Here is a 23,653-nt window from a genome sequence, read left to right as displayed (position 1 = left end):
GAGAACACATGTTCAAATTCACGGGGAAGGTGCTTTCCCTTTCGGCCGCGACGCTCTTTGCGTCGACGGTGATTTCGTCCGCGGATTCGATGGACGATCTCGTCAAGGCCGCCAAGGCTGAAGGCCAGCTCACCACCATCGCGCTGCCGCATGATTGGTGCGGTTACGGCGACGTCATCGCCGGCTTCAAGGCCAAATATCCCGAAATCACCATCAATGAGCTCAACCCCGATGCCGGCTCCGGCGACGAGGTCGAGGCGATCAAGGCCAACAAGGACAACAAGGGCCCGCAGGCTCCCGACGTCATCGACGTCGGCCTGTCCTTCGGTCCGACCGCCAAGGCCGACGGCCTGCTGATGCCTTACAAGGTGTCGACCTGGGACTCGATCCCGGACAGCGCCAAGGATGCCGACGGCGCCTGGTACGGCGACTACTATGGCGTTCTTTCGTTCATGGTGAACAAGGATCTGATCAAGGAAGCGCCGGCTGACTGGGCCGACCTGCTGAAGCCTGAATTCGCCAACGCGGTTGCCGTCGCCGGCGATCCGCGCGCTTCGAACCAGGCCATCCAGGCGGTTTATGCCGCCGGCCTGTCGTCGGGAGCTGCCGCCGGTGAAGCTGCCGGCACCGCTGGTCTCGACTTCTTCAAGAAGCTCAATGCCGCCGGCAATTTCGTCCCGGTCGTCGGCAAGCCCGCTACGCTCGCCCAGGGCCAGACCCCGATCCTGATCAACTGGGACTATAACGCGCTTGCTGGCCGCGACACGCTGAAGGGCAACCCGCCCGTCGACGTCGTGGTGCCGAAGACCGGCGTCGTCGCCGGTGTCTACGTGCAGGCGATCAGCGCCTATGCGCCGCATCCGAACGCAGCCAAGCTCTGGATGGAATACCTCTATTCCGACGAAGGCCAGGTCGGCTGGCTGAAGGGCTATTGCCACCCGATTCGCTTCAACGATCTCGCCAAGAACGGCAAGATCCCGGCGGACGTGCTGGCCAAGCTGCCGCCGGCGGAATCCTACGCCTCGGCCGCATTCCCGACGCTCGACGAGCAGGGCAAGGCCAAGGAAGTCATCAGCAAGAACTGGGACGCCGTCGTCGGCGCCAACGTCAAGTAAGACTGAAATCCACCGGGCGGTCGCGAGACCGCCCGGCCTTCCCTCGAAGACGGTAGCCGGCGCATGACCGACCTCTCGCTTTCAAATCGAACGATTGCCACCAAGCCCGCGCCACCGAACGAGGCGACCGCTTTCCGCTTGCCGACGCAATGGATTGGTGTGGCGCCTTTCTTCATCTTCGCCCTGATGTTCCTGATCCTGCCCACGATCTATCTCGTGGTGGGCGCTTTCCAGCGAAGCGATGGCCAGTTCACGCTGGACAACATCCTGCAGCTGGTCAGTGATCCCTCGATCAGCAGTTCCTATTGGGTCTCGATCAAGATCAGTTTCTGGTCGGCCATCATCGGCGCCTTTGCCGGCCTGGCCATCGCCATCGCCATCGTGCGCGGCGGGCTGCCAAGCTGGACGCGTTCCGCGACCCTGACTTTTTCGGGTGTCGCCTCGAATTTCGCGGGCTTGCCGCTCGCCTTCGCCTTCCTGGCGACGCTCGGCCGTGTCGGCATCGTCACCACGCTTCTGCGTGACGTGCTCAACATCAACATCTATGCGATGGGCTTCAATTTCCTCACCACCTCGGGCCTAATCGCGGTCTATCTGTTCTTCCAGATTCCGCTGATGGTGGTCATCATCGTGCCGGCCATTGACGGCCTGAAGAAGGAATGGGGCGAGGCGGCAGCGACGCTCGGGGCTACCCAGGCGCAGTATTGGCGCATGGTGGTCATACCGGTGATATGGCCGAGCTTTCTTGGAACCGTCATCCTTCTGTTCGCCAATGCCTTCGGCGCCATCGCCACCGCTTACGCGTTTGCCGGCCCGGCGCTCAACATCGTTCCCATCAAGCTGTACTCGCAGATCAACGGCGACGTGCTGCACAATCCGCAGCTCGGCTATGCCATCGCCTTCGGCATGATCGTCATCACCGGGCTCGCCAATGTCTTCTACATCTGGTTCCGGACTCGCTCGGAGAGGTGGCTGAAATGAAGTCGGGAAAATTCTGGGCCTGGGTCGTCTTCATCATCGGTGCGGCCTATTTCTTCATTCCGCTGATGGCGACGGTCGAGTTCTCGCTGCGCATGCGACGAGGCGTCCATTCCTTCGACGCCTATCAGATCGTGCTGGGCGACGCGCGCTTCCAGTCGACCTTCCTGTATTCGGTGGTCGCTGCGATCTTCACCATCATTCTGGGTGTGCTGATCGTGGTGCCGGCGGCCTACTGGATCCGGCTGCGCCTGCCGCAGCTCAGGCCGATCGTCGAATTCATCACGCTGCTGCCGCTGGTCATTCCGGCCATCGTCATCGTCTTCGGCTATATCAGGATGTACGGCTCCAATTCGCCGCTGCCGTTCCTGGGCAGCAATATGGGTGCCAATGCCTTGCTGGTGATCGGTTATGCGACGCTGGCACTGCCCTATATGTACCGCGCCGTCGATACCGGGCTGCGCACCATCGACGTGCGCACCTTGACGGAAGCGGCACAGATCCTGGGCGCCGGCTGGGGAACGATCATCGGCCGCGTCATCCTGCCCAATGTGCTGATCGCCGTGCTGTCGGGCGCCTTCCTGACCTTTGCCATCGTCATCGGCGAGTTCACCATGGCCAGCCTGCTCAATCGCCCGGCTTTCGGCCCGTATTTGCAAAACATCGGCGCCAACCGCGCCTATGAACCGGCAGCCCTTGCCATCATCGCCTTCGCCATTACCTGGGGCTGCATGTCGCTGATCCAGATCCTGTCCCGCTTCGCGCCGAAATCGGCGAACCGCCCGAACTGAACGAAAAGCACTGACCTGAGAGAAAAAGCCATGGCCGAGCCATTCCTGTCCATCCAGCATGTGCGAAAGTCCTACGGTTCCAACACCGTGGTCCAGGATTTCAGCCTCGACGTCGAGCCGGGCGAGTTCGTCTCGTTCCTCGGACCGTCCGGTTGCGGCAAGACCACCGTGCTACGCATGGTTGCCGGCTTCGAGGAGCCATCGGCCGGCAAGATCGTCGTTGCAGGCAAGGACATTACGAGGCTGAAGCCCAACCAGCGCAATGTCGGCATGGTGTTCCAGGCCTACGCACTGTTTCCCAACCTGACCGTGGCACAGAACATCGCTTTCGGGCTGAAGGTTGCCGGCATGTCGAAGGCCGATGCCGACAGGCGTGTCGCCGAGATGCTCGACATGATCAAGCTGCCGCAGATGGCCGATCGTTATCCCTACCAGCTCTCCGGCGGCCAGCAGCAACGCATCGCGCTGGCGCGCGCCATCGCGCCGAAGCCGAAGCTGCTGCTGCTCGACGAGCCGCTGTCGGCGCTCGACGCCAAGGTGCGCGTGTCGCTGCGCGAGGAGATCCGCTCGATCCAGAAGAAGCTCGGCATCACCACCATTTTCGTCACCCATGACCAGGAAGAGGCGCTGTCGATTTCCGACCGAATCGCCGTGATGTATGGCGGCAAGGCCGAGCAGGTCGGCACGCCTTTCGAAATCTACAATCGGCCGGCGACCAAGTTCGTCGCCAATTTCGTCGGCACGCTGAACGTGCTCGAAGGCAAGGTCACCGATGCCGCGGCCGGCACGGTTCAGGTCAACACGCAGGAAGTGTCACTCAAGGGCAAGCTCAATGGCTCGAAATCGGGCGACACGCTGTCGCTGGCGCTGCGGCCGGAAGCGATCTCGCTCGGCCGTCAGCCTGGCCGCGATTCCAGCCTGTCCGGCGAGATTTCCGAAGTCCACTTCCTCGGCTCGGTGATCCGGGTTCGCGTCGGAATTGGCGGCAACACGGTGTCGCTCGACACGTTCAACAGCCCGGCGACGCCGCCGCCCGCCGTCGGCGAGAAGGCCGAGATTTCGTTCTCGTCCGGCGACATGCTGGTGCTGCACTAGCCACCGCGCCACCAGACGGCACGTAACTGCTCACTGCAGTGACTTTGGCACTGCCAATCGGCTTGTTCCGTCGCTACGATGAGCCATGGCTCTTTTCGAACTGACGCTTGTCCTGCTTTTGGCCGCCGTTGCGCTGACGGCGCTGTCGCGACGGCTGGAGATTCCCTATCCGTCGCTGCTGGCGCTGGCCGGGGTTGCGATCGCTTTCGTACCAGGTGCGCCAACGATCGAGATCGATCCGGAACTGGCGCTTGCCCTGTTCATCGCGCCGGTGCTTCTCGATGCCGCCTATGATACGTCGCTGCGCGACCTGAAGCGCTACCGGCTGTCGCTGGCGCTGCTGGCGCTGGGCGCCGTTGTCTTCACCACTGCCGTCGTGGCCTTCGTCGGCTGGAAGATGGCGGGCCTGCCGGTCGCGGCTGCCATCGCGCTCGGCGCCATCGTCGCGCCGCCGGACGCGGTGGCGGCAAGCGCTGTGCTCAGCCAGTTCAAGGTACCGCACCGCATCACCGCCATCCTGCAAGGCGAGAGCCTGCTCAACGATGCCACCGCGCTGCTGATCTACCGGTTGGCGGTTTCGGCGGCGCTCGGCTCGATCATGCTGAGCAACGCCATTCCGACGATCCTGCTGGGGACGATCGGCAGTCTGGTCGCGGGCTATCTGTTTGGCCGCATCTCGCTCTTGACGCTCACCCGTATCGAGGACGCGGCGAGCAGCACGGTGGTGCAATTCGCCGGAACTTTCGGGGTCTGGATCCTGGCTGACAGGCTGGGCCTGTCCGCCATCATCACCATCGTCGTCTACGCCATGACGATTGCGCGCACAGCGCCGCGCCGCATGTCGGCGAGACGCCGCGTCAGCACCTATTCGGTCTGGGAGTCGGCGGTGTTCGTGCTCAACGTGCTGGCCTTCGTGCTGATGGGCCTGCAGGCGCGCTCGATCGTCGGCCGACTCTCCGGCGAAGGGCAGGGCGATGCCTTTCTCTTCGCCGCGACGGTGCTGGCCGTCGTCATCGTCGCCCGCCTTGTCTGGGTGGCAAGTTACATTGCCATCATACGATGGTTCGCCCGCTTCGGCGGTGAAGACAGAAAGCGAGATCTGCCGACATTTGGCGGCGGTGTGCTCGTCGGCTGGTGCGGCATGCGGGGGCTGGTGACGCTGGTGGTGGCCATTGCACTGCCGGCCAATTTTCCCGGCCGTGATCCGATCGTGCTTGCCGCCTTCGCAGTGGTTCTGGGCACGCTGGTGCTGCAAGGCATGACGCTGAAGCCCTTGCTGCGGATGCTCGACTTCGAACGGGATACGACAATAGATCGCGAAGTGGCTCAGGCACGCGTCGCGATCATGCAGGCCGCACTCGACGTGTTGAGCCGAAAGACGTCGGCTGCGGCGGCTGTCGTGCGCGAGCAGTACGAGGCCGAGCGCCTGGTGGCGGAAAACCCGGAGGACGCACAGGCGGCAACCGAATACGACCGGCTGCGCCTCTATGCCATCAATCGCCAGCGCGACACGCTCGAGGAATTGCGCAGCAACGGCACGATCGGCGATGAAGCCTATCATCGGCTGGAGGAAGAGATCGACTGGTCGGAACTGGCGGCGTCGCCGGCTGGCCGGTTCCAGCCCCTGACGACCGACGGCTAGTCCGACTAGGCAGCTGGGGGCCGGCAGGGAAGCTTCTGGCCCAAGTTGCTGCCATCTCGCTGCACATTGCAACCAATTCGCCGAACCGCTACTGCCAACATCGAAATTGAGCCGGGTAAGCAATGAAGCTGGTCAGCTACAACATCCAGTACGGGTTTGGCAGCGACGGCCGCTACGATCTTTCGCGCGCGGCGCGGATCGTTGCCGGCGCCGACATCATTGCGCTGCAGGAGGTGGAGCGGCATTGGCAGCGCAGCAGTTTCGACGACCAGCCCGAACTGCTTTCACGCCTGCTGCCGGATTATCATTGGGTCTATGGACCGGCCTTCGACATGGACGCCAGCGAGCGGCGCGACGGACGTCTGATCAATCGGCGCCGGCAGTTCGGCACCATGGTGCTCTCGAAGCTGCCGATCGCCTGGTCGCGGCTTCACGGGCTGCCGATGCGGCGTACGCTGCGGCCGCTCAACACCCGCAACGCGGCCCTGGAATGCATGATCCGCACACCGGCCGGGCCCCTGCGGGTGCTGTCGCTGCACCTCGCCCATATCGCGGCGGAGGAGCGGCTGGAGCAGATCGACTACCTGCTCGCCGAGCACCGCCGGGCGCCTTCCGAGGGTGGCCCGTGGAGCGGCGCCGACGACGAGCCGTCGCGCAACTGGACCAGCGGCGAGGCCGAGCCGGAAAATCCGCTGGCGGCGATCTGGATGGGCGATTTCAACATGGAGCCGGGCAGCGCGGAATACCGCCGCATCGTCGGCAGCACCCCCTATCATCGCGGTGCCGCCTATCTGGACAGCTTCGTTGACGCTGCCGCTGTCGCCAGCGAGCCGGTTCCGGATTTCCACACCCATGTGAAGACCATCGACGGCAAACTGACAAACCGCCGGCTCGACCATTGCTTTGTCAGCGGCATGTTCGCGGGCCGCGTGCGCTCGGTTGGCGCCGACATTGGCGAGGTCGCGTCTGATCATTTCCCGCTGCGGATCGACATCGATCTGGAGACGCCGGGCATCGCCACATGAGCCGTGCATGACCCTGTTCGTCTTCTTCGCGGTGCTCGCCGCCGCCGCCATGCACGCGATCTGGAACGCGCTGGTCAAGGTCCATCTCGACCGTTTCCTGTCGATCACGCTGATGACGCTGGGCATGGGCGTCGCGGGCCTGGTGGTATTGCCCTTCGTCGAGGTGCCGAAGGCAGAAGTATGGCCCTACATCGTCGCCTCGGTCTTCTTTCACATGGGCTACCGAACCTTCCTGATCGGCGCCTACCAGGCCGGCGATTTCGCCCAGACCTATCCGCTGGCGCGCGGCACGGCACCGTTGCTGGCAGCTCTCGGCGGCATGTTCGTCGTTGCCGAAGTGCCGGCTCCGCTTGCCATTCTGGGCATCTTCCTGTTGTCGGCCGGGACGCTGGTGATGTCGTTTCGCGGCGGCGCGCATCTGGAGAAGCTGAACCTGCGCGCGGTCGGCTTTGCGCTGGGCACGTCGATTTTCATCGCCAGCTACACGCTGTCCGACGGCAGCGGCGCGCGGCTGGCGGCGACCGCGCAGAGCTATGCCGCCTGGCTGTTCATCTGCGATGCTTTTGGCGCCCTGGCGCTGTGCCTGATCTTCCGCGGACCCAAGGCGCTTCCGGTTCTGGCGCGCGACTGGAAGACGGGGCTGTTCACGGGCGTGCTCAGCGGTGCTGCCTACTGGATCGTGATGTGGGCGATGACCAAGGCGCCGATCGCCTCGGTGGCCTCGCTGCGCGAGACCTCGATCCTGTTTGCCATGATGATCTCGGTCTTCGCCCTCGGCGAGAAGATGACGGGCTGGCGCGGCGCGGCCGCGCTCAGCATCGTCGCCGGTGTGGTGGCGCTCAGACTCGGCTGACCTCGTGGTCCAGCACCGTCATGACCTGGCCGCGCCGTTCGGGACTGAAGCGGATGACGACGATGATGCAGATGGCGACCACGCCGGCAAACAGCGCCAGTGCGTAGCCATAGCTGCCTCCGGGCGCTTCGGCGATGCCGGCCTGATACGGGCCGCCATAGGACGCCGCCAGATTGCCGGCCTGGTAGATGAAACCGGGCAAGGTCGCGCGCACCGCGCCGGGCGACAGTTCGTTCAAATGCACCGGGATGACGCCCCAGGCGCCCTGGACGGCGACCTGCATGACGAAGGCGCCGACGGCGAGCATGAACGGCGTCGAGCCGTAGGCCCATAGCGGAATCGACGGCAGGGCGATCAGGCACGCGAGCGTGATGGCGTTGACGCGGCCGATCTTCTCGGACAGCGCGCCGAACGCCAGGCCGCCGACGATGGCGCCGATGTTGGCGACGATGGTGATCCAGCTCACCGTATGCGGATCGAAGCCGTGCTGCTTCTTCAGGAAGGTCGGATAGAGATCCTGCGTGCCATGGCTGAAGAAATTGAAGAACATCATCAGCACGACGGCATAGAGCGCGATGCCCCAGTGCTTGCGCAGCGTTTCCAGCATGCCGGGCCTTGCCGTCCTCTGCGCCTCGACGAAGGCCGGCGATTCCGGCACATGCGAGCGGATGAAGAGCACGATCAGTGCCGGGATGAAGGAGAGCAGGAACATGGCGCGCCAGCCGATCGTGTAGCCGCCGATCGTCTGCTGATAGAGCAAGCCATAGACCACGGCCGCCAGCAGGTAGCCGGCCGGATAGCCGCATTGCAGGATGCCCGAGACGAAGCCGCGTGCACTCGGCGGGACGGATTCCATGGCGAGCGAACTACCGAGCCCCCATTCGCCGCCCATGGCGATGCCGAACAGCGCACGCAGAGCCAGGAAGATGCCGAGACTGGGCGAGAAGGCGGCGAGCGCGCCGATCACCGAGTAGCTGACGATGTTGAGCATGAGGATGGGCTTGCGCCCGTATTTGTCGGCGAGCATGCCAAAGAAGAACGCGCCGATGAAGCGCGTGGCCAAGGTCAGGAACAGTGCCTTTGAGACCGCCGGGACGTCCGTCTGGAATTCACTTGCAATATCGGTGAGCAGGAATGTCAGCAGGAAGAAATCAAAAGCGTCCAGCGTCCACCCCAGGAATGAGGCCAGGACGGTTTTCTTCTGCTCGGCAGTGAGGTTCAAGGCGTCCTCCTTTGTATCCCCCAAAGGAACGATATGTCGCCCGATTGGCAAAAGAGAACAGCATTCAGCCGGCCTTCGAAAGGCTAAGCGGTCACTTTTTCGTAAGCTCGAGGTCGAAGACCATCAATCCGTCGGTGCCGCCTTCGAGTGCGGCGACCAGCCGGGCCCCGGCCCGCTGATGCGCTTCATGCACCAGATAGGCGTCGCGCGCCGCGGCATCGCGGAAATCGATGGTGAAGCCATGGCTGAAGCCGCGCGCAAACGGCTCCGGGCTGACATTGGCACTGAAATGGACGGTGTCCATGCCGTCGATCACCTGGCGCAACGCCTCGAGGTCGGCATGGATCGCCTTGTGTTCACCGACACCGACATCATTGCGGAATTTGACGAAGACACAGTGCCTGATCATCTTTTGCTCCTAAGCAGCCCGGTTGCCGGAAAACACAGCTGGCGGCAAGGGCTCGCGGCCGAGTATCAGGTCGGCACCCTTTTCGCCGACCATGATGGTCGGCGCGTTGGTGTTGGAGGAGGGCACCCGCGGCATCACCGACGCATCGCAGACACGCAATCCCTCGATGCCGCGCAGCCGCAGGTCAGGCGTCACCACCGCCATCTCATCATGGCCCATGCGACAGGTGCCGACCGGGTGATGATCGGTCTTGGAGCTGCGGCAGGCGTAGTCGAAGAGCTCGTCGTCGTTGGTGAGCGAAGGGCCGGGCAGCACCTCGCGCAGCACGTAAGGGGCAAGCGCCTTCTGCCGCATGATCTCGCGCGCGAGCCTCAAGCCCTTGATCGACATGGCGCGGTCATAGGGATCGGACCAGTAGTTCGGATCGATCAGCGGATGGTCGCCCGGGTCGGCGCTCTTCAGGCGGACCGTGCCGCGCGAGCGCGGCCGCAGGAAGGCCGAGTTCAAGGTGACGCCGGGATTGTTCAGCTTCTCGACGCCGGCCTCGATGCCTGAGCCCAGGCCGAGATGGAACTGGATGTCGGGCGAGGCGGCCGTGGGGTCGGCGTACCAGAAGCCGCCGGTCTCGAACAGGCTCGAGGCAACCGGCCCCTTTTTCAAAAGCAGATATTGCAGGCCGGCCCAGGCGGTGCGGTGCAGCTTGGCGTAATTGTCATAGGTGTGGTCGCCGGTGCACTCGGCGATGACGAACAAATCGAGATGGTCCTGCATGTTGGAGCCGACGCCGGGCAGGTCGTGCACCGGCGTGATGCCGACCGATTTCAGATGGTCCGCTGGGCCGATGCCCGATTGCAACAGCAGCTTCGGCGACCCGATGGCGCCGGACGAGACGATCACCTCGCGCTCGGCGTGCAAGATTTTCTTCTCGCCGCCTGGCCTGTCGACGATCTCGACGCCGATGGCGCGACTGTTCTCGACGACGATGCGGGTCACCAGCACATCAGTCCTGACGGTCAGGTTCTTGCGGGCGCGGATCGGCTTGAGATAGGCCACCGAAGCGGAGGAACGCCGGGCATCCTTCTGGGTGAGCTGATAATAGCCGACGCCTTCTTGGGCAGCGCCATTGAAGTCCGGGTTGAAGGGAATGCCCATCTCCTGGCCGGCGCGGAAATAGGCCTCGCAGATCGGCAGCGGCGAAATCGGGTTCGACACGCCGAGCGGGCCTTGGTCGCCGTGGAAGTCGTTTGCAAAACGCTGGTTGTTCTCGGCGCGCTTGAAGTAGGGCAGCACGTCGCGATAACCCCAGCCGGCGAGGCCCTCCTCCTTCTCCCAGGCGTCGTAGTCGCGGGCGTTGCCGCGTGTGTAGATCTGGGCGTTGATCGAGGAGCCACCGCCGATCACCTTGGCCTGCGTGTACCAGAAGACACGGTCCTTCATATGCTTTTGCGGCACGGTCGACCAGCCCCAGGACGCGATGCCCTTGGTCATCTTGGCGAAGCCTGCCGGCATATGGATATAGGGATGCCAGTCCTTGCCGCCGGCCTCCAGCAGCAGCACGGAATTTCCCGGATCCTCGCTCAACCTGTTGGCCAGAACGCAGCCGGCCGGGCCGGCGCCCACGATGATGTAGTCGGTCATGACACTGTCCACTTACAGCCGCGGCACAGAGAGCGCGCCGTCGACATTGATGATCGAGCCGGTCGAAAAGCCGAGCTTGCCGGCGGCGAGCGCCGCCACCACCGCGCCGATGTCGGATGCTTCGCCCCAGCGTTTTGCCGGCACCAGACCGCTGTCGATCAAGGCGTCGTATTTGGCGGTCACGCCGGCGGTCATGTCGGTGCGGATGATGCCCGGCCGCAGCTCGAACACGCCGATGCTTTCCGGAGCGAGCCTGAGCGCAAGGTTCTTCACCCACATCGAAAGCCCGGCCTTCGAGATGCAGTAGTCCGACCGTTCGGGTGAGGCCATTTCGGCGCTGACCGAGGTGATGGTGATGATCGACCGGGAGTGTTCGCCCGGCGTGGCCAGCATCGCCTTGGCGACGGCTTGGCTGAGAAACACAGTGCCGCGCAGGTTGATGCCGAGCGTGCGGTCGAAATTCTCCGGTTTCAGCTCCAGCAAATCGCCGCGCACGACGGCGCCGACGCCGGCATTGTTGACGAGGCAGTCGATGCGGCCGAAGGCACGTAGCGCGGCATCGACAAGTGCTGTGTGGGTGTCGAGATCTGCGATGTCGCATTGGGTGTAGGCGAATTTCGCGCCGCGTGCGGCGATGTTCTCGGCCAGTCCGTCTGCGGCTTCCTCGGCAAGGTCGGCGACCAGAATGTCAAAGCCAGCATCGGCCAGCGCCTGGGCACAGGCAAGGCCGATGCCGCGCGCGCCGCCGGTGATGATCGCGGCCGGGCGGGTCATTGGAGGCTAGCCTTGCGGATGTGGTCGGCGACACGCAGCGCCTGTGCGGCAATCGACAGTGCCGGATTGACCGCCGCCGAGTTCGGCAAAAAACTGCCGTCGACGACGAACAGGTTATGGTGGTCGAAGGACCGGCAGAACGGATCGAGCGGTGCGGTCGCGGGGTCGTCGCCCATCTTGACCGTGCCGCACTGATGCGAGGGGGTGCGCTTGTCGAAGGGGCGCGACAGCACGATGGGGTAACCGCAGGCGCGGAAGTTTTCGCGCATCACCTTGGTCAGACCGTCGAGGGACAGCATATTGGAGCGCCGCCACTGCATGACGATGTCCTTGCCGTCGACCATGATGCGGCTTTCCGGATCGGGCAGGTCCTCGCACATCAGGTACCAGTCGACGGCGTGGCCGGCCATGAAGTCGAGCGCGAATTTCGGCATCGACTTCACGTTGGCCTTCAGCATATTGCCGTCGATCTTGCCGAGCAGTTGGACATTGCCCAGAGGTTTGCCGCCCTTGCCGTCGGACAGGTAGTAATCGTTCAGCATCAGCGTCTTCTGGTAGACGGCATCGTTGCGGCGGCGCGGATCGATCGCCAGCATGGCGCTCGAATTGTGGTTCATGAAATTGCGGCCGACCTGGTCGGAACGGTTGGCGAGGCCTTTGCCATCGGAAGACGGCGAGCGCAGCAGGATAACGGCGGAATTGACCGCGCCAGCGGACAGGATCACCAGCTTTGGCGCGACCTTTTTCAGCTCACCATTTTGCCGATAGTGAATGGCAGCAATGGTTTTGCCGTCGGCCGAGGTCTCCAGGTACTCGACATAACAGCCGGTCTCAAGCTTGATATTGGTGTCCTTCAGCGCCGCCGTCAGCGGTCCGGTCTGCGCGTCGACCTTGCCCTGGCCGGTGTTCGGAAAGGCGTCCCAGCCGGTGTTGCCTTCCTTCAACCAGGTGTCGATGTCGACGCCGAGCGGCAGCGAGGCCGGATGCAGGCCGAGCCCCTTGAGCTCGGCGCGGGCGCGGGCGATCGGCGCCTCGTCGGGCACCGGCTCATAGGCATAGGGGACCGAGTGGAACGGCTCGGTCGGATCTTCGCCCAGTGCGCCGCGCACGCGAAACAGCTGCTCGGCCTTGGAATACCAGGGCTCGAACTCGTCATAGGAAAACGGCCAGGCCGGCGAGACGCCGCCGAAATGTTCCATGGCCGAGAAATCTTCTTTGCGATAGCGGATCAGCACCGCGCCGTAGAATTTCGAATTGCCGCCGACATAGTAGTAATTACCGGGGTTGAAGGCCGCTCCACCCGCCTCGCGCCACATCTCCTTCGGCCGGTAGTGGCCGTCGACGAAGATGGAACGCGTATCGCGCGCATGCGGCGTTGCCGGCAAGGGCTCGCCGCGCTCCAGCATCAGGATCGAGGCGCCGCTGCCTGCCAGGCCGGAAGCGATTGTCGAGCCGCCAATGCCGGAGCCGATGATGACGATATCGGGATTTGTCATTTCGCTCAGAGGATGCGGTTTTCGGTCGCCGGATCGAAGAACACCGCCTTGGTCAGATTGAAGGCGAGCGGCGTGCTGGTGCCCGGCTGGATGTTGGCGTCCGCGCGCAGCCGCGCCACCACGCCCTTGCCGCCAAGATTGGTGACGGCGAAAGTGTCGGAGCCGGCCGGCTCGACCACTTCGATGTGCAGGTCGGCGGTGGCGATGTTCGAGGCGTTTCGCTCGGCGCCCTCCGGATCGGTCAGTGCCTCCGGGCGGACGCCGAAGATGATCGGCTTGCCCTGGAAAGCCGACAGGCCCGCCGGGGCATTGGCCATCGGCAAGGTAATGGGCTCGCGCGCCTCGCGCTGCAGCACGACGGACAGTGCATTGCCTGAGGTGGCGATGGTCGCCGGGATCAGGTTCATCGCCGGCGAACCCATGAAGTCGGCGACGAACAGGTTGCTGGGGTTGTTGTAGATCTCGGCCGGCGTGCCGAACTGCTGAACCTCGCCGTCGCGCATGACGGCGATCTTGGTCGCCAGCGTCATCGCCTCGATCTGGTCGTGGGTGACATAGACGATTGTGGTGCCGGTGGTGGCATGCAGGCGCTTGATCTCGATGCGCATGTCGACGCGCAGCTTGGCGTCGAGGTTGGACAAAGGCTCGTCGAACAGGAACAGCTTGGGGTCGCGTACCAGCGCCCGCCCCATGGCGACGCGCTGGCGCTGGCCGCCTGAAAGCTGGCTCGGCTTGCGCTGCAGCAGGTGGCCGATCTGCAAAACCTTGGCCACCTTGTCGATCGCCTTCTGGCGCTCCGCCGCCGGCACGCCGCGCATCTCCATACCGAAGGAGATGTTGCCGGCCACCGTCATGTTCGGGTAGAGCGCATAGCTCTGGAACACCATGGCGATGTCGCGCTTCGAAGGGTGCAGATCGTTGATGGTGCGGCCGTCGACGCGGATCTCGCCCGAGGTGATCGTCTCCAGCCCTGCAATGGTGTTGAGAAGCGTGGACTTGCCGCAGCCGGAGGGGCCGACCAGCACCAGGAAGCCGCCCTTTTCCAGCTCGAGGTCGATCCCTTTGAGTATCTCGACCTGGCCGAAGCGCTTCCTCAGACCATCAATTTCCAGAAAAGCCATCGGATCATCCTTTGACGGCGCCGGCCATCAGACCGCGCACGAAATAGCGGCCGGCGAGCACATAGACGAGAAGGGTTGGGAGTGCGGCGATCATCGCCGCCGCCATGTTGACGTTGTATTCGACGACGCCTGTCGAGGTGTTGACGACATTATTGAGCGCCACCGTCATCGGCATCGAGTCGCCGGTACCGGCATAGGCCGAAGCGAACAGGAAGTCGTTCCAGATGTTGGTGAACTGGTAGATCACGGTGACGACGAAGATCGGCATCGAGTTCGGCAGCATGATGCGGCGGAATATTTGGAAGAAGGACGCCCCATNCACGGTGACGACGAAGATCGGCATCGAGTTCGGCAGCATGATGCGGCGGAATATTTGGAAGAAGGACGCCCCATCAACCTGCGCGGCCTTCACCAATTCCGTCGGGAACGCCTCGTAATAGTTGCGGAAGAACAAGGTGGTGAAGCCGAGGCCGTAGACGACGTGGACGAAGACCAGGTTCACGGTCGGATTGCCGAGGCCGAAGCTGGTCCCGACCGTGTTCTGCAGCGACACGCCGAAGCGGCCGAGGCTGCCGAGAATGGTGGCCATCGGCAACAGCACCGACTGGAACGGGATGAAACAGGCGAACAACATCAGCCCGAACACCAGCGTCGCGCCGCGGAAACGCCATTTGGTCAGCACGTAGCCGTTCAGCGCACCGAGCATCGTCGAGATGATGACGGCCGGAACCACCATCTTGATGGAGTTCCAGAAATAGCCCTTGATGCCGGCGCAGGTGAGGCCGACGCAGGTCTCGCCCCAGGCTTTCAGCCATGGATCGAAGGTCGGCGCCTTGGGCAGCGCCAGCATGTTGCCGTTCTGGATCTCGTCCATGGTCTTGAACGAGGTGACCAGCATGACGAACAGCGGCATCAGGTAGAACAGCGCGAACAGCGCCAGCAACCCGTAGATGACGATGCGGTTGACGAGTTTGGCGTTGACGCCGCCGGAAGCCTGGCGGGCGGGAGTGGTGACAGCGCTCATCGCGGCTTCTCCCGCAGTTCGGAATAGAGATAGGGCACGATGATGGCGACGATGGTCATCAGCATGATCACCGCACTTGCCGAGCCGACAGCCATCTCGTTGCGCTTGAAGGTGTACTCGTACATGAAGTTGGACGGCAGCCAGGCCGAGCCGCCGGGTCCGCCGGAGGTCAGCGCCACGACAAGGTCATAGGACTTGATGGCAAGGTGGGCGAGCACGATGAAGGCCGACAGGAAGATCGGCCGCAGCAGCGGAATGACGATGCGGCGATAGAGCTGGAAGGTGGTGGCGCCATCGATCTGCGCCGCCTTCATGATCTCGCCGTCGATGCCGCGCAAGCCGGCCAGGAACATCGCCATGATGAAGCCGGAAGCCTGCCAGACGCCGGCAATGACCACGGTGTAGATGACGAAATCCTTGTTCTTAATCCAGTCGAAATGGAAGCTCGTCCAGCCCCACTGGTGCAACGTCTGCTCGAGGCCAAGACCCGGATCGAGGAACCATTTCCAGGCGACGCCGGTGACGATGAAGGAGAGCGCCATGGGATAGAGGTAGATGGGGCGCAGCACGCCTTCGCCGCGGATCTTCTGGTCGAGCAGGATGGCCAGGAACAGGCCGAGCGCCAGGCAGATCAGGATATAGAGAAAGCCGAAAATGCCCATATTGGTGATCGACGTGTACCAGCTCGAAGGCGGGTCGGTGTCGAAGGTCCAGCCCCACAGCCGCTGATAGGCGCGCGAGCCGGTGATGACATAGGACGGGAAGGTCTTGGAGTTGGTGAGGGACAGATAGATCGTCCACAGGATGAAGCCGTATACGAAGACGATGGTGATGGCGAAGCTCGGCGCCAGCACGATCTTCGGCAACGCGTCCTGCAGGCGCGAGCGCACCGAGGCGCGTGGCCTGGCGTGCTCCGGCGTCAGCTTGATCTGGCTTGTCGCTACCGTGCTCATGAGCTCCTCCCGTTTTGGGTCGTCCGTGCTCTGCCGTCAGGCGGCAAGGCGGCCCGTGCATACGGGTCTTCGGTCGGCATGCTATCGAGCCGTCCAATGGTTGATATAAAACCTTCCCCGCCGAAGCGGGGAAGGTTTTATCGGGCGTTGCGCTTACTTGGCGTCGTCGATCGCCTTGACCAGCTCGGTCACGGCTTCGTCGGAGGTCTTGATCTGACCATGGACGAACTTCGACACGACGTCCTTGTAGGCATTGGCGACCGCCGGCGGCGCGCCGTAGCCCTGGGCCAGCGAACCGAACAGCGTGCCGCCTTCGTTGGCGGCCTTCAGGTCGGCGATGCCCTTCTTGCCGCAAGCGTCGAAGTCGGTGTCCGGAACGTCGGTACGCGCCGGAACCGAACCCTTGACGACGTTGAAGGCCGACTGGAAGCTCTTCGACAGGGTGGCGGTGGCCAGTGCGACCTGGGCGGCCTTGCGGTCGTCCGGAACGTTGAACATGCCGAACATGTCGGAGTTGTAGACCACTGAGCCTTCCGTGCCCGGGAAGCGATAGCACAGGAAGTCGGTGCCCGGTGTTTTCTTGGCGGCATTGAACTCGCCCTTGGCCCAGTCGCCCATGACCTGCACCAGGGCATCGCCCTTGATGACCATGGCGGTGGCAAGGTTCCAGTCGCGGCCCGAGAAGTTCGGGTCGACATAGGTGACGAGCTTGGCGAGGTTGTCGAAAGACTTCTTCATCGTGTCGGACTTGAGCGACGCGTCGTCGAGGTCGTTGAAGGCCTTCTTGTAGAACTCAGGTCCGCCGGTCGACAGCACGACCGAGTCGAACATGGTGGCTTCCTGCCAGTTCTGGCCGCCGAGAGCGAGCGGGATCACGCCTGCCGCCTTGGCCTTGTCGAGCAGCGCAACGAAGTCGTCGAAAGTCTTCGGCTCGGTGCCGCCGATCTTGTCCATGACGGCCTTGTTGATCCACAGCCAGTTGACCGAGTGGACGTTGACCGGAGCCGCGACCCACTTGCCGTCATAGACCGAGAATTTCTGCAGAGCCGCCGGAACTGACTTGTCCCAGCCTTCCTTCTTCGCCGTCTCGGTCAGGTCGCCCATGACGCCGGCGGCGGCATAGTCGAGCACGGTGTAGCCGAGCATCTGCGAGGCGGTCGGATAGTTGCCTGCCGCGACCATCGCCTTCAGCGCGGTCATGGCAGCGTCGCCGCCGCCACCGGCCACCGGCACGTCCTTCCAGGCATAACCTTCCTTGGCCAGATCGCCCTTGAGGACGTTGAGGGCAGCTGCTTCGCCGCCCGACGTCCACCAATGCAGCATCTGAACTTCCTTGACGTCCTCGGCATGGGCCGCAAAAGCGAGCCCCGATGCGAGAGCCGTTCCGATAAGCAGTTTGCGCAACATGTACTTCCTCCCTTGTTGCATTACACGACCGGTGGAAGCCCACCGGGTTCTTCCCAACTCAGCCGACCCACCATCCGGTGCGCTGGCCGCGATGAAACTGGATTGTCTTTTCCTCGGTATAATCCTCGACGGCGCGCTTGCCGAGTTCGCGTCCGAGACCGGACTGCTTGTAGCCCCCGAAAGGCAGCTCGGGATAACCTTCCATGAATGTGTTCACCCAAACCGTCCCCGAACGCACCCCACGCGCTACCGACATGCATGTGTCGATGCTGGCGCTCCACACGCCCGCCGACAAACCATAGGGCGTGTTGTTGGCGATGTGCAACGCCTTTTCAATCGATTCAAAAGTCAGCACGGAGAGCACCGGGCCGAACACTTCCTCGCGCGCGATGGCCATGTCCTCGGTGACGCCGCGGATGATCGTCGGGTCGAGATATTGGCCGGCATTGGAGGCCAATTGCTTGCCGCCGCTGTAGATGCTGCTGCCGTCGCTTGCCGCTGCCGTAACGTAACCGGTCACCTTGGCCAGGTGGTCCGACGAGATCATCGCACCGACCTTGGTTCGGTCGTCGAGCGGATCGCCGACTGTCACCTTGGCCGTAAGTGCCTTCACGGCGGCAAGAAAATCGTCGGCGATCGCCTCGTGTACGATCAGCCGGCTGCCGGCATTGCAGCATTCGCCGGCATTGAAGAAGCCGCCGAACACCGCCGCGTCGGCCGCGGCTTCGAGGTCGGCATCGGGGAAGACGATCTGGCCGTTCTTGCCGCCGAGCTCCATCGAGACCTTCTTCAGCGACTGCGCGGCGGAAGCCATGGTCATCTTGCCGACGCGGGTGGAGCCGGTGAAGGACACCATCTCGACCAAGGGGTGGCTGACCATCGGTGCGCCGACATCGCTGCCCAGGCCGGCCAGGATGTTGACGACGCCGGCAGGCAGGCCGGCCTCGATCAGGATGTCGCCGAGCACGAAGGTCGAGGCCGAGGTCATTTCGCTCGGCTTGACCACCGCCGTGCAGCCGGCGGCGAGCGCGAAGGGCAGTTTCTGGCTGACGATCAGGAACGGGAAATTCCACGGCGTGATGATCGAGACGACGCCGATCGGTTCGCGCAGCACCACGCCCAGCATCGCGTCGCCGAGATTGGCGTAGCTCTCGCCGTGCAGCGTGCGGGCCAGCGAAGCGGCATAGCGCCAGATGTCGACGGCACCGCCGATCTCGCCGCGGGCCTGGGCGATCGGCTTGCCGGATTCCAGCGCATCGAGACGGGCAATGTCTTCAAGCCGGGCCTCGATCAGGTCGGCCGCCTTGTGCAGGAGCGCGGCGCGTTCGGCCGCCTTCATGCGCGGCCAGGGACCAGTCTCGAACGCCCTGTGCGCGGCTTGCATCGCCGCTTCCACCTCGGCCTCACCGGCCTGCGCGTAACGCGAAACCGTGAAGCCATGGCCGGGGCTGTTGCGCTCCAGCGTCCTGCCGTCGCGGGCATCGACATGTTTGCCGTCGATCAGCAGCCGATAGGTCTTCGGCGCTGCGGAAGCCTCGGCGGGCATGGCGATGTTGAGAGACGCGTTCATCTTGGTCGTGAATCCTCAGGATCTCGAAAATGCCGGCTTCTGCCTGGCCTTGAAGGCGCCGACGCCGGCTTTGAGGTCGCCGGTCAGCGCAATGAAGCCGCTGGCCAGCGCTTCGGTCGCGGCGGCACTTTCCTCGCCTTCGGCAATCGCGATCATCAGCTTGGCCGCTTCCGTCGCCAGCGGGCCGCGCTCGGCGATCTTCTCGGCCCAGGCCTTGGCCTCGGCGAGTGCCTTGCCGGTTTCGACCACCCGATCGACGACGCCCAGGGCCAGCGCTTCAGGAGCAAGGAGAACCTCGCCGCCCAGCGCCATGCGACGCACCGTCTGCGCGCCGAAACGGCGCACGGCGCGCTGCGTGCCGGACCAGCCGGGAACGACGCCGATGGAGGTTTCGGGGAAGCCCAATTTCACCTGTGTTTCCGCGACCCGGAAATCGCAGGCCGCCGCCAGTTCCAGCCCGCCGCCCAGCGCGTGGCCCGACAGCACGGCGATGGTCGGTTGCCGCAGCCGCGCCAGCCGGTCGAAGACGCGGTGACCGTAGCGCACCCATTGCACCTGGAATTCGGCGGCACTCATGGCGGCCCAGGCTTCGACATCGCCGCCGGCACAGAAGCCCTTGCCTGCACCGCGGATGAGCACGACACGCACGCTGTCGGCCGCCTCCGCTTCGTCAAGCGCTGTTTCGAGCGCGCGAAGCATCGGAATATCCAGCGCGTTGAATTTCTCCGGCCGGCGCAAGGTGACGATGCCGATGGCGCCATCCTGCTCGAAGGTGACGAGGCGTTCAGCCATGTGCGCCTCCGAGCGAGGCGCCGCCATTGAGCGACAGGCCGATCGGCTGGTCGTGGTAGAGTGCTGACGGCGTTACCTTCAGGTCGTTGGCGACACCGAGTGCGATCTCGGACTGCCCCAGCACATCGCGCTCCAGATCGATGCCCGGCGCCAGTTCCGTCACCATCAGCCCGTCAGGCGTCAGCTTCATCACGCAGCGCTCGGTGACATAGGTGATGTCCTGGCCTTGCGTGACCGCGCGCTTGCCGGAGAAGGAGATGTGCTCGACCTCACCGACGATTTTCTTGACCTTGCCCTCCTGGTCGATGCGGATGCCGCCATCGGCCAATGACAGTTTTGCGCCGGCATTGAAGAAGCCCGAGAAAACAATCTTCTTCGCCCGCGCTGTGATGTCGACGAAACCGCCGGCGCCGGCGGTGACATGCGGCCGCGCCGACAGCTTCGACACGTTGACCGAGCCGTGGCGGTCGATCTGCAGGAAGGAGAGCAGCGAAGCATCGAAGCCGCCGGCCTGGAAATAGATGAACTGGTGCGGCGAGGGCATGAAGGCGTCGGCGTTCGACGAGCAGCCGAACTTGAAGTCGAGCAGCGGCACGCCGCCGACCGCGCCCTGCTCGATCACCCAGGTGACCTTGCCATGCTGGCCTTCTTCCAGAAGGATGCGCGGAACATTGGCGGAGATGCCGAAACCGATGTTGACGGCCATGCCGTCGCGCAGCTCCATGGCGACGCGGCGGGCGATCACCTTCTGGACGTTCATCTCGGCGTTGCGGAAGGTCGACAATGGCCGGAAGATCTCGCCTGATATGGCCGGGTCGTAAGGCGTCAGCGTCGTCTGCAACTGGTCGGGCGCGACGACGATGTGGTCGACCAGCACGCCTGGCACGCGCACGTCATGCGGCTTCAGCGTACCGTTTTCGACGACGCGCTTGACCTGCGCGATAACGACGCCGCCATTGTTGCGGGCGGCGAGCGCCTGTTCGAGGCCGCCGAGATAGGCGCCTTCATGTTCATAGGTGAGGTTGCCGCGCTCATCCGCCGTGGTGGCGCGGATGATCGAGACGTGGGGCACGATCGAGCGGAAATACAGCCATTCCTCGCCGTCGAACTGCTGCACCGAGACGATCGGTTCGCTGGCCGCCGCGTTCATGGCGCAGCCCTGGTGGCGCGGGTCGGCGAAGGTGTCGAGCCCGACCTTGGTCAGCACGCCCGGCCGCTTGGCGGCGGCTTCGCGATGCATGTCGAACAGGATGCCGGACGGCACGTTGTAGGCGGCCACCGAATTGTCGCCGATCATCTTCCAGATCCGCGGCGGTTCGGAAGAGGAGGGACCGGACGGATAGGAACCGCACAAGGTGCGCTTCAAAAGGCCAGGCTTTGCCAGATGGTCGATGCCCTTGATGCCATACATGTCTCCCGCGGCGATTGGATGCAGCGTGGTTATGTTCTTCGGGTGGCCTTCCGCGTCGAAGCGTTCGCCGATGGCGGCCAACACCGCGTCCGGGCAGCCGAGGCCGCTCGACGAGGAGACGGACACGGTCATGCCATCCTTGATCAGACCGGCTGCCTGCGCCGCTGAAACGACCTTGCTCACTTCATGCTCCCGAGTTTCGGGTCGATCTCGATGGCCTTGCCGGAGCTGGCCGATTGCAATGCCGCCTCGGCCGAGGCGAGGGACCAGATGCCGTCCTCGCCGGTGGCGGCAGGCTGGCCGTCGCCGTGGATCGCGGCATGGAACCGCCGCACGGACCTGACGTAGAGATCCTCGTGGTCGAAGCTCAACTCCTCCTCGCCGCTTGCCGTGCGCAGCATGACCGCGCCGACGGGCTTCTGCGTCATCACATTGCTGGCGATCAGCGAACCTTCCGAGCCATGCACCTCGAAGCCGGTGCCGGCATAGCTGGTGGTAAAGCCTTCATGCGACTGCGCGATGAGGCCGGACTTGAAACGCCAGATGCACATGGCGCCGTCCTCCAGTCCGCTGCCGGCCATGCCGGCGGATTGTGTGAAAGCCGAAACCTCGACCGGATCGTCGCCGAGCACGAAGCGCAGCGTGTCGGCATCATGCACGGTGATGTCGAGCACGACGCCGCCGCCCGCCTCGGGCCTGGCGATGCGCCAACCCTGCAGGTTTTCAGGCAGGTAGACGGCGTGGAAGACACGCGCCGCGATCGGCTTGCCGATGCGGCCGGCAGCGACGGCTTCGCGCATGGCACGATGCGCGCCGGCGTTGCGCAGGTGGTGGTTGGTGCCGAGCACGATGCCAGCCGCCCTGGCGGCGGCAACCATCGTGCGGGCATCGGCACTCGTCAGTGCCAGCGGCTTTTCGCACAGCACGTGCTTGCCTGCCTTGATGGCGGCCAAGGCCTGTTCGAGATGCAGCTCGTTGGTGGTCGAGATGTAGACGGCGTCGATATCTTCTGCGAGGAGCTCGTCAAGCGTCGAGACCGCAAGCGGAATGTTGTTTTCCACGGCATAGGCCTGGCCCCGCTCCGGACTGGAGCTCATCACCGCAGCAATCTTGCCATCGGCCTGCACACGGATGGCGTTGACCATGAATTGCCTGGCGATCGTGCTGGCGCCGATCAGTCCCCATTTGAGGCTCATGCGACGCCTCCCGTTCCCGACGACCTGTTTCTGGCGCGGCGGTCCGGACCGCAGCTTTCCCTGACCACGAGATTGACCGCGCCGATATGGTCTTCGGCGCGCGTGGTGCGCGACTGGATCATCTTGATCATGACATGGGCGGCGCGTTCGCCGAGGCCGGCGCTGTCCACCGCGACGCTGGTCAGCGCAGGCATGTAGTGTTCGGCTTCCGTCACATCGTCAAAGCCGACGACGGCGAAATCCGGTCCCGGCTCAAGTCCACGCTTGCGCAGCGCCAGCATGGCGCCAAAGGCGACGGCGTCGTTGAAGCACAGGGCCGCGCTCGGCGGTTCAGCCATTGCAAGCGCGGTTTCCAGGCAAGCGATGCCGCCCCGACGACTTGTCTCACCTTCGATGACGAGCATGTCACGCGTATCTATCCCGAGCGTCTCGCATGCCTCGCGAAAGCCGCCCAGCCGGTCATGATAGACCACGAGGTCGGACGAGCCGCCGAAGAAGGCCAACCGGCGATGCCCCTTGCCGATGAGGTGAGCGGCGGCGAGATAGGCGCCGCGATGATTGTCGGGAGCGATCACCGGAATGCGGCTCTCGGGCAGCCGGCGCATGGCGAAGGCAATCGGAACACCGGCCATTTCCAGCCGCCGGAATGCTCCCGGGGTCGTGCCGCGCGCCGGCGAAACGATGAGCCCGGCGACGCCCTGTTCCATCAGCGATTTCAGTACTTCTTCCTGGCGGACCGGGTTTTCCGCCGTGTTGGCGATGAAGGGCACGATGCCGGCGGACTGGAAGACGCGCTCCATGCCGACCGCCAGTTCGGCGAAGAACGGATTGGTGAGGTCGTTGATGACCATGCCGATCACGTTGGAGTGGGCTTTGCGCAGATTGGCGGCGCCGCGATTGTAGACATAGCCGACGTCCTCGATCGCCTTGCGCACCTTGACCGCGGTCTCGGGGCGGATCAGCCCGCTGCCCTGGAGGACGAGCGACACCGTCGATTTGGACACGCCTGCCTCGCGGGCGATGTCGAAGATCGTCGCCTTGGCCCGGCTGGCCATCCTGATGTCTCCTCCCAGGTTCCGTCAAATCTATTGGAACGTTCTAATCACTGCTCCAATCGGGAGTCAATCGGGAATTTTTGGAT

The 23,653-nt window shown here is 63.9% G+C and carries 21 protein-coding genes; 7 read left to right on the top strand and 14 right to left on the bottom strand.

Translation table 11 applies throughout. The annotated features are described in order from the left end of the window. The first annotated feature begins 8 nt into the window (after positions 1-8). From X743_RS154955 to X743_RS154985, 7 genes are all read left to right on the top strand, one after another. The gene (locus X743_RS154955) at positions 9-1,115 is read left to right on the top strand and encodes an ABC transporter substrate-binding protein (protein WP_023765853.1); all 1,107 of its coding nucleotides are present in this window, start codon (positions 9-11) and stop codon (positions 1,113-1,115) included. A gap of 186 nt (positions 1,116-1,301) precedes the next feature. After that, positions 1,302-2,096 carry an ABC transporter permease subunit gene (locus X743_RS154960; protein WP_224686349.1) on the top strand — a complete coding sequence of 265 codons (795 nt, stop codon included), beginning with the start codon at positions 1,302-1,304 and terminating at the stop codon, positions 2,094-2,096. Further along, positions 2,093-2,884 carry an ABC transporter permease gene (locus tag X743_RS154965; protein WP_013893093.1) on the top strand — a complete coding sequence of 264 codons (792 nt, stop codon included), beginning with the start codon at positions 2,093-2,095 and terminating at the stop codon, positions 2,882-2,884. Before X743_RS154960 ends, X743_RS154965 begins: the two co-directional genes overlap by 4 nt. A 30-nt stretch (positions 2,885-2,914) precedes the next feature. Then, a complete protein-coding gene (locus X743_RS154970) occupies positions 2,915-3,979 on the top strand; it encodes an ABC transporter ATP-binding protein (RefSeq protein WP_013893094.1) in 1,065 nt (354 codons plus the stop codon). An 85-nt stretch (positions 3,980-4,064) separates the two neighbouring features. Further along, on the top strand, positions 4,065-5,621 hold the full coding sequence (locus tag X743_RS154975; RefSeq protein ID WP_023765852.1) for a sodium:proton antiporter: 1,557 nt from the start codon (positions 4,065-4,067) through the stop codon (positions 5,619-5,621). Between the two features lie 122 nt (positions 5,622-5,743). Further along, positions 5,744-6,646, top strand: coding sequence for an endonuclease/exonuclease/phosphatase family protein (locus X743_RS154980; RefSeq protein WP_023765851.1), 903 nt, complete (start codon positions 5,744-5,746; stop codon positions 6,644-6,646). A 7-nt stretch (positions 6,647-6,653) separates the two neighbouring features. Further along, complete coding sequence (locus X743_RS154985) at positions 6,654-7,499, top strand: EamA family transporter (protein ID WP_023765850.1); 846 nt, start codon at positions 6,654-6,656, stop codon at positions 7,497-7,499. Here the strand turns inward: X743_RS154985 and X743_RS154990 are convergent. The 14 genes from X743_RS154990 to X743_RS155055 form a co-directional block, all read right to left on the bottom strand. Next, positions 7,486-8,721, bottom strand: coding sequence for an MFS transporter (locus tag X743_RS154990; protein WP_023765849.1), 1,236 nt, complete (start codon positions 8,719-8,721; stop codon positions 7,486-7,488). The genes X743_RS154985 and X743_RS154990 overlap by 14 nt on opposite strands. 91 nt (positions 8,722-8,812) lie before the next feature. Further along, positions 8,813-9,130 (bottom strand): Dabb family protein, encoded by a 318-nt coding sequence (locus tag X743_RS154995; RefSeq protein WP_023765848.1) that lies wholly within the window; start codon positions 9,128-9,130, stop codon positions 8,813-8,815. Positions 9,131-9,139: 9 nt separating this feature from the next. Continuing rightward, positions 9,140-10,768: a choline dehydrogenase gene (locus X743_RS155000; protein WP_023765847.1), complete on the bottom strand. Its 1,629-nt coding sequence runs from the start codon at positions 10,766-10,768 to the stop codon at positions 9,140-9,142. A 12-nt stretch (positions 10,769-10,780) separates the two neighbouring features. Continuing rightward, positions 10,781-11,542 (bottom strand): 3-ketoacyl-ACP reductase, encoded by a 762-nt coding sequence (locus X743_RS155005; protein WP_023765846.1) that lies wholly within the window; start codon positions 11,540-11,542, stop codon positions 10,781-10,783. Further along, positions 11,539-13,038 carry a GMC family oxidoreductase gene (locus tag X743_RS155010; RefSeq protein ID WP_023765845.1) on the bottom strand — a complete coding sequence of 500 codons (1,500 nt, stop codon included), beginning with the start codon at positions 13,036-13,038 and terminating at the stop codon, positions 11,539-11,541. Before X743_RS155010 ends, X743_RS155005 begins: the two co-directional genes overlap by 4 nt. Before the next feature lie 5 nt (positions 13,039-13,043). Continuing rightward, positions 13,044-14,159 (bottom strand): ABC transporter ATP-binding protein, encoded by a 1,116-nt coding sequence (locus tag X743_RS155015; protein WP_023765844.1) that lies wholly within the window; start codon positions 14,157-14,159, stop codon positions 13,044-13,046. Positions 14,160-14,163: 4 nt separating this feature from the next. Beyond that, entirely contained in the window at positions 14,164-15,183 is a 1,020-nt protein-coding gene (locus X743_RS155020; RefSeq protein ID WP_023765843.1) for a carbohydrate ABC transporter permease, read from the bottom strand. Next, positions 15,180-16,136: a sugar ABC transporter permease gene (locus tag X743_RS155025; RefSeq protein ID WP_023765842.1), complete on the bottom strand. Its 957-nt coding sequence runs from the start codon at positions 16,134-16,136 to the stop codon at positions 15,180-15,182. Before X743_RS155025 ends, X743_RS155020 begins: the two co-directional genes overlap by 4 nt. 153 nt (positions 16,137-16,289) lie before the next feature. After that, complete coding sequence (locus X743_RS155030) at positions 16,290-17,543, bottom strand: ABC transporter substrate-binding protein (RefSeq protein ID WP_031257734.1); 1,254 nt, start codon at positions 17,541-17,543, stop codon at positions 16,290-16,292. A 58-nt stretch (positions 17,544-17,601) separates the two neighbouring features. Beyond that, positions 17,602-19,113, bottom strand: a complete 1,512-nt coding sequence (locus X743_RS155035) for an aldehyde dehydrogenase family protein (RefSeq protein WP_023765840.1) — start codon at positions 19,111-19,113, stop codon at positions 17,602-17,604. A gap of 15 nt (positions 19,114-19,128) precedes the next feature. Further along, positions 19,129-19,905 carry an enoyl-CoA hydratase/isomerase family protein gene (locus X743_RS155040; RefSeq protein WP_023765839.1) on the bottom strand — a complete coding sequence of 259 codons (777 nt, stop codon included), beginning with the start codon at positions 19,903-19,905 and terminating at the stop codon, positions 19,129-19,131. Continuing rightward, on the bottom strand, positions 19,898-21,499 hold the full coding sequence (locus X743_RS155045) for an acyl CoA:acetate/3-ketoacid CoA transferase (RefSeq protein WP_023765838.1): 1,602 nt from the start codon (positions 21,497-21,499) through the stop codon (positions 19,898-19,900). Before X743_RS155045 ends, X743_RS155040 begins: the two co-directional genes overlap by 8 nt. Then, complete coding sequence (locus tag X743_RS155050) at positions 21,496-22,512, bottom strand: Gfo/Idh/MocA family oxidoreductase (RefSeq protein WP_023765837.1); 1,017 nt, start codon at positions 22,510-22,512, stop codon at positions 21,496-21,498. Before X743_RS155050 ends, X743_RS155045 begins: the two co-directional genes overlap by 4 nt. Continuing rightward, positions 22,509-23,567: a LacI family DNA-binding transcriptional regulator gene (locus X743_RS155055; protein WP_023765836.1), complete on the bottom strand. Its 1,059-nt coding sequence runs from the start codon at positions 23,565-23,567 to the stop codon at positions 22,509-22,511. The genes X743_RS155050 and X743_RS155055 overlap by 4 nt, the downstream gene beginning before the upstream one ends. Positions 23,568-23,653 lie beyond the last annotated feature (86 nt).

This window comes from Mesorhizobium sp. LNHC232B00 (assembly GCF_000502435.1).
Lineage (GTDB): Bacteria > Pseudomonadota > Alphaproteobacteria > Rhizobiales > Rhizobiaceae > Mesorhizobium > Mesorhizobium opportunistum.
Note: the sequence above shows the minus strand (reverse complement) of the source record. Positions and strands in the feature narration are given on the sequence as shown.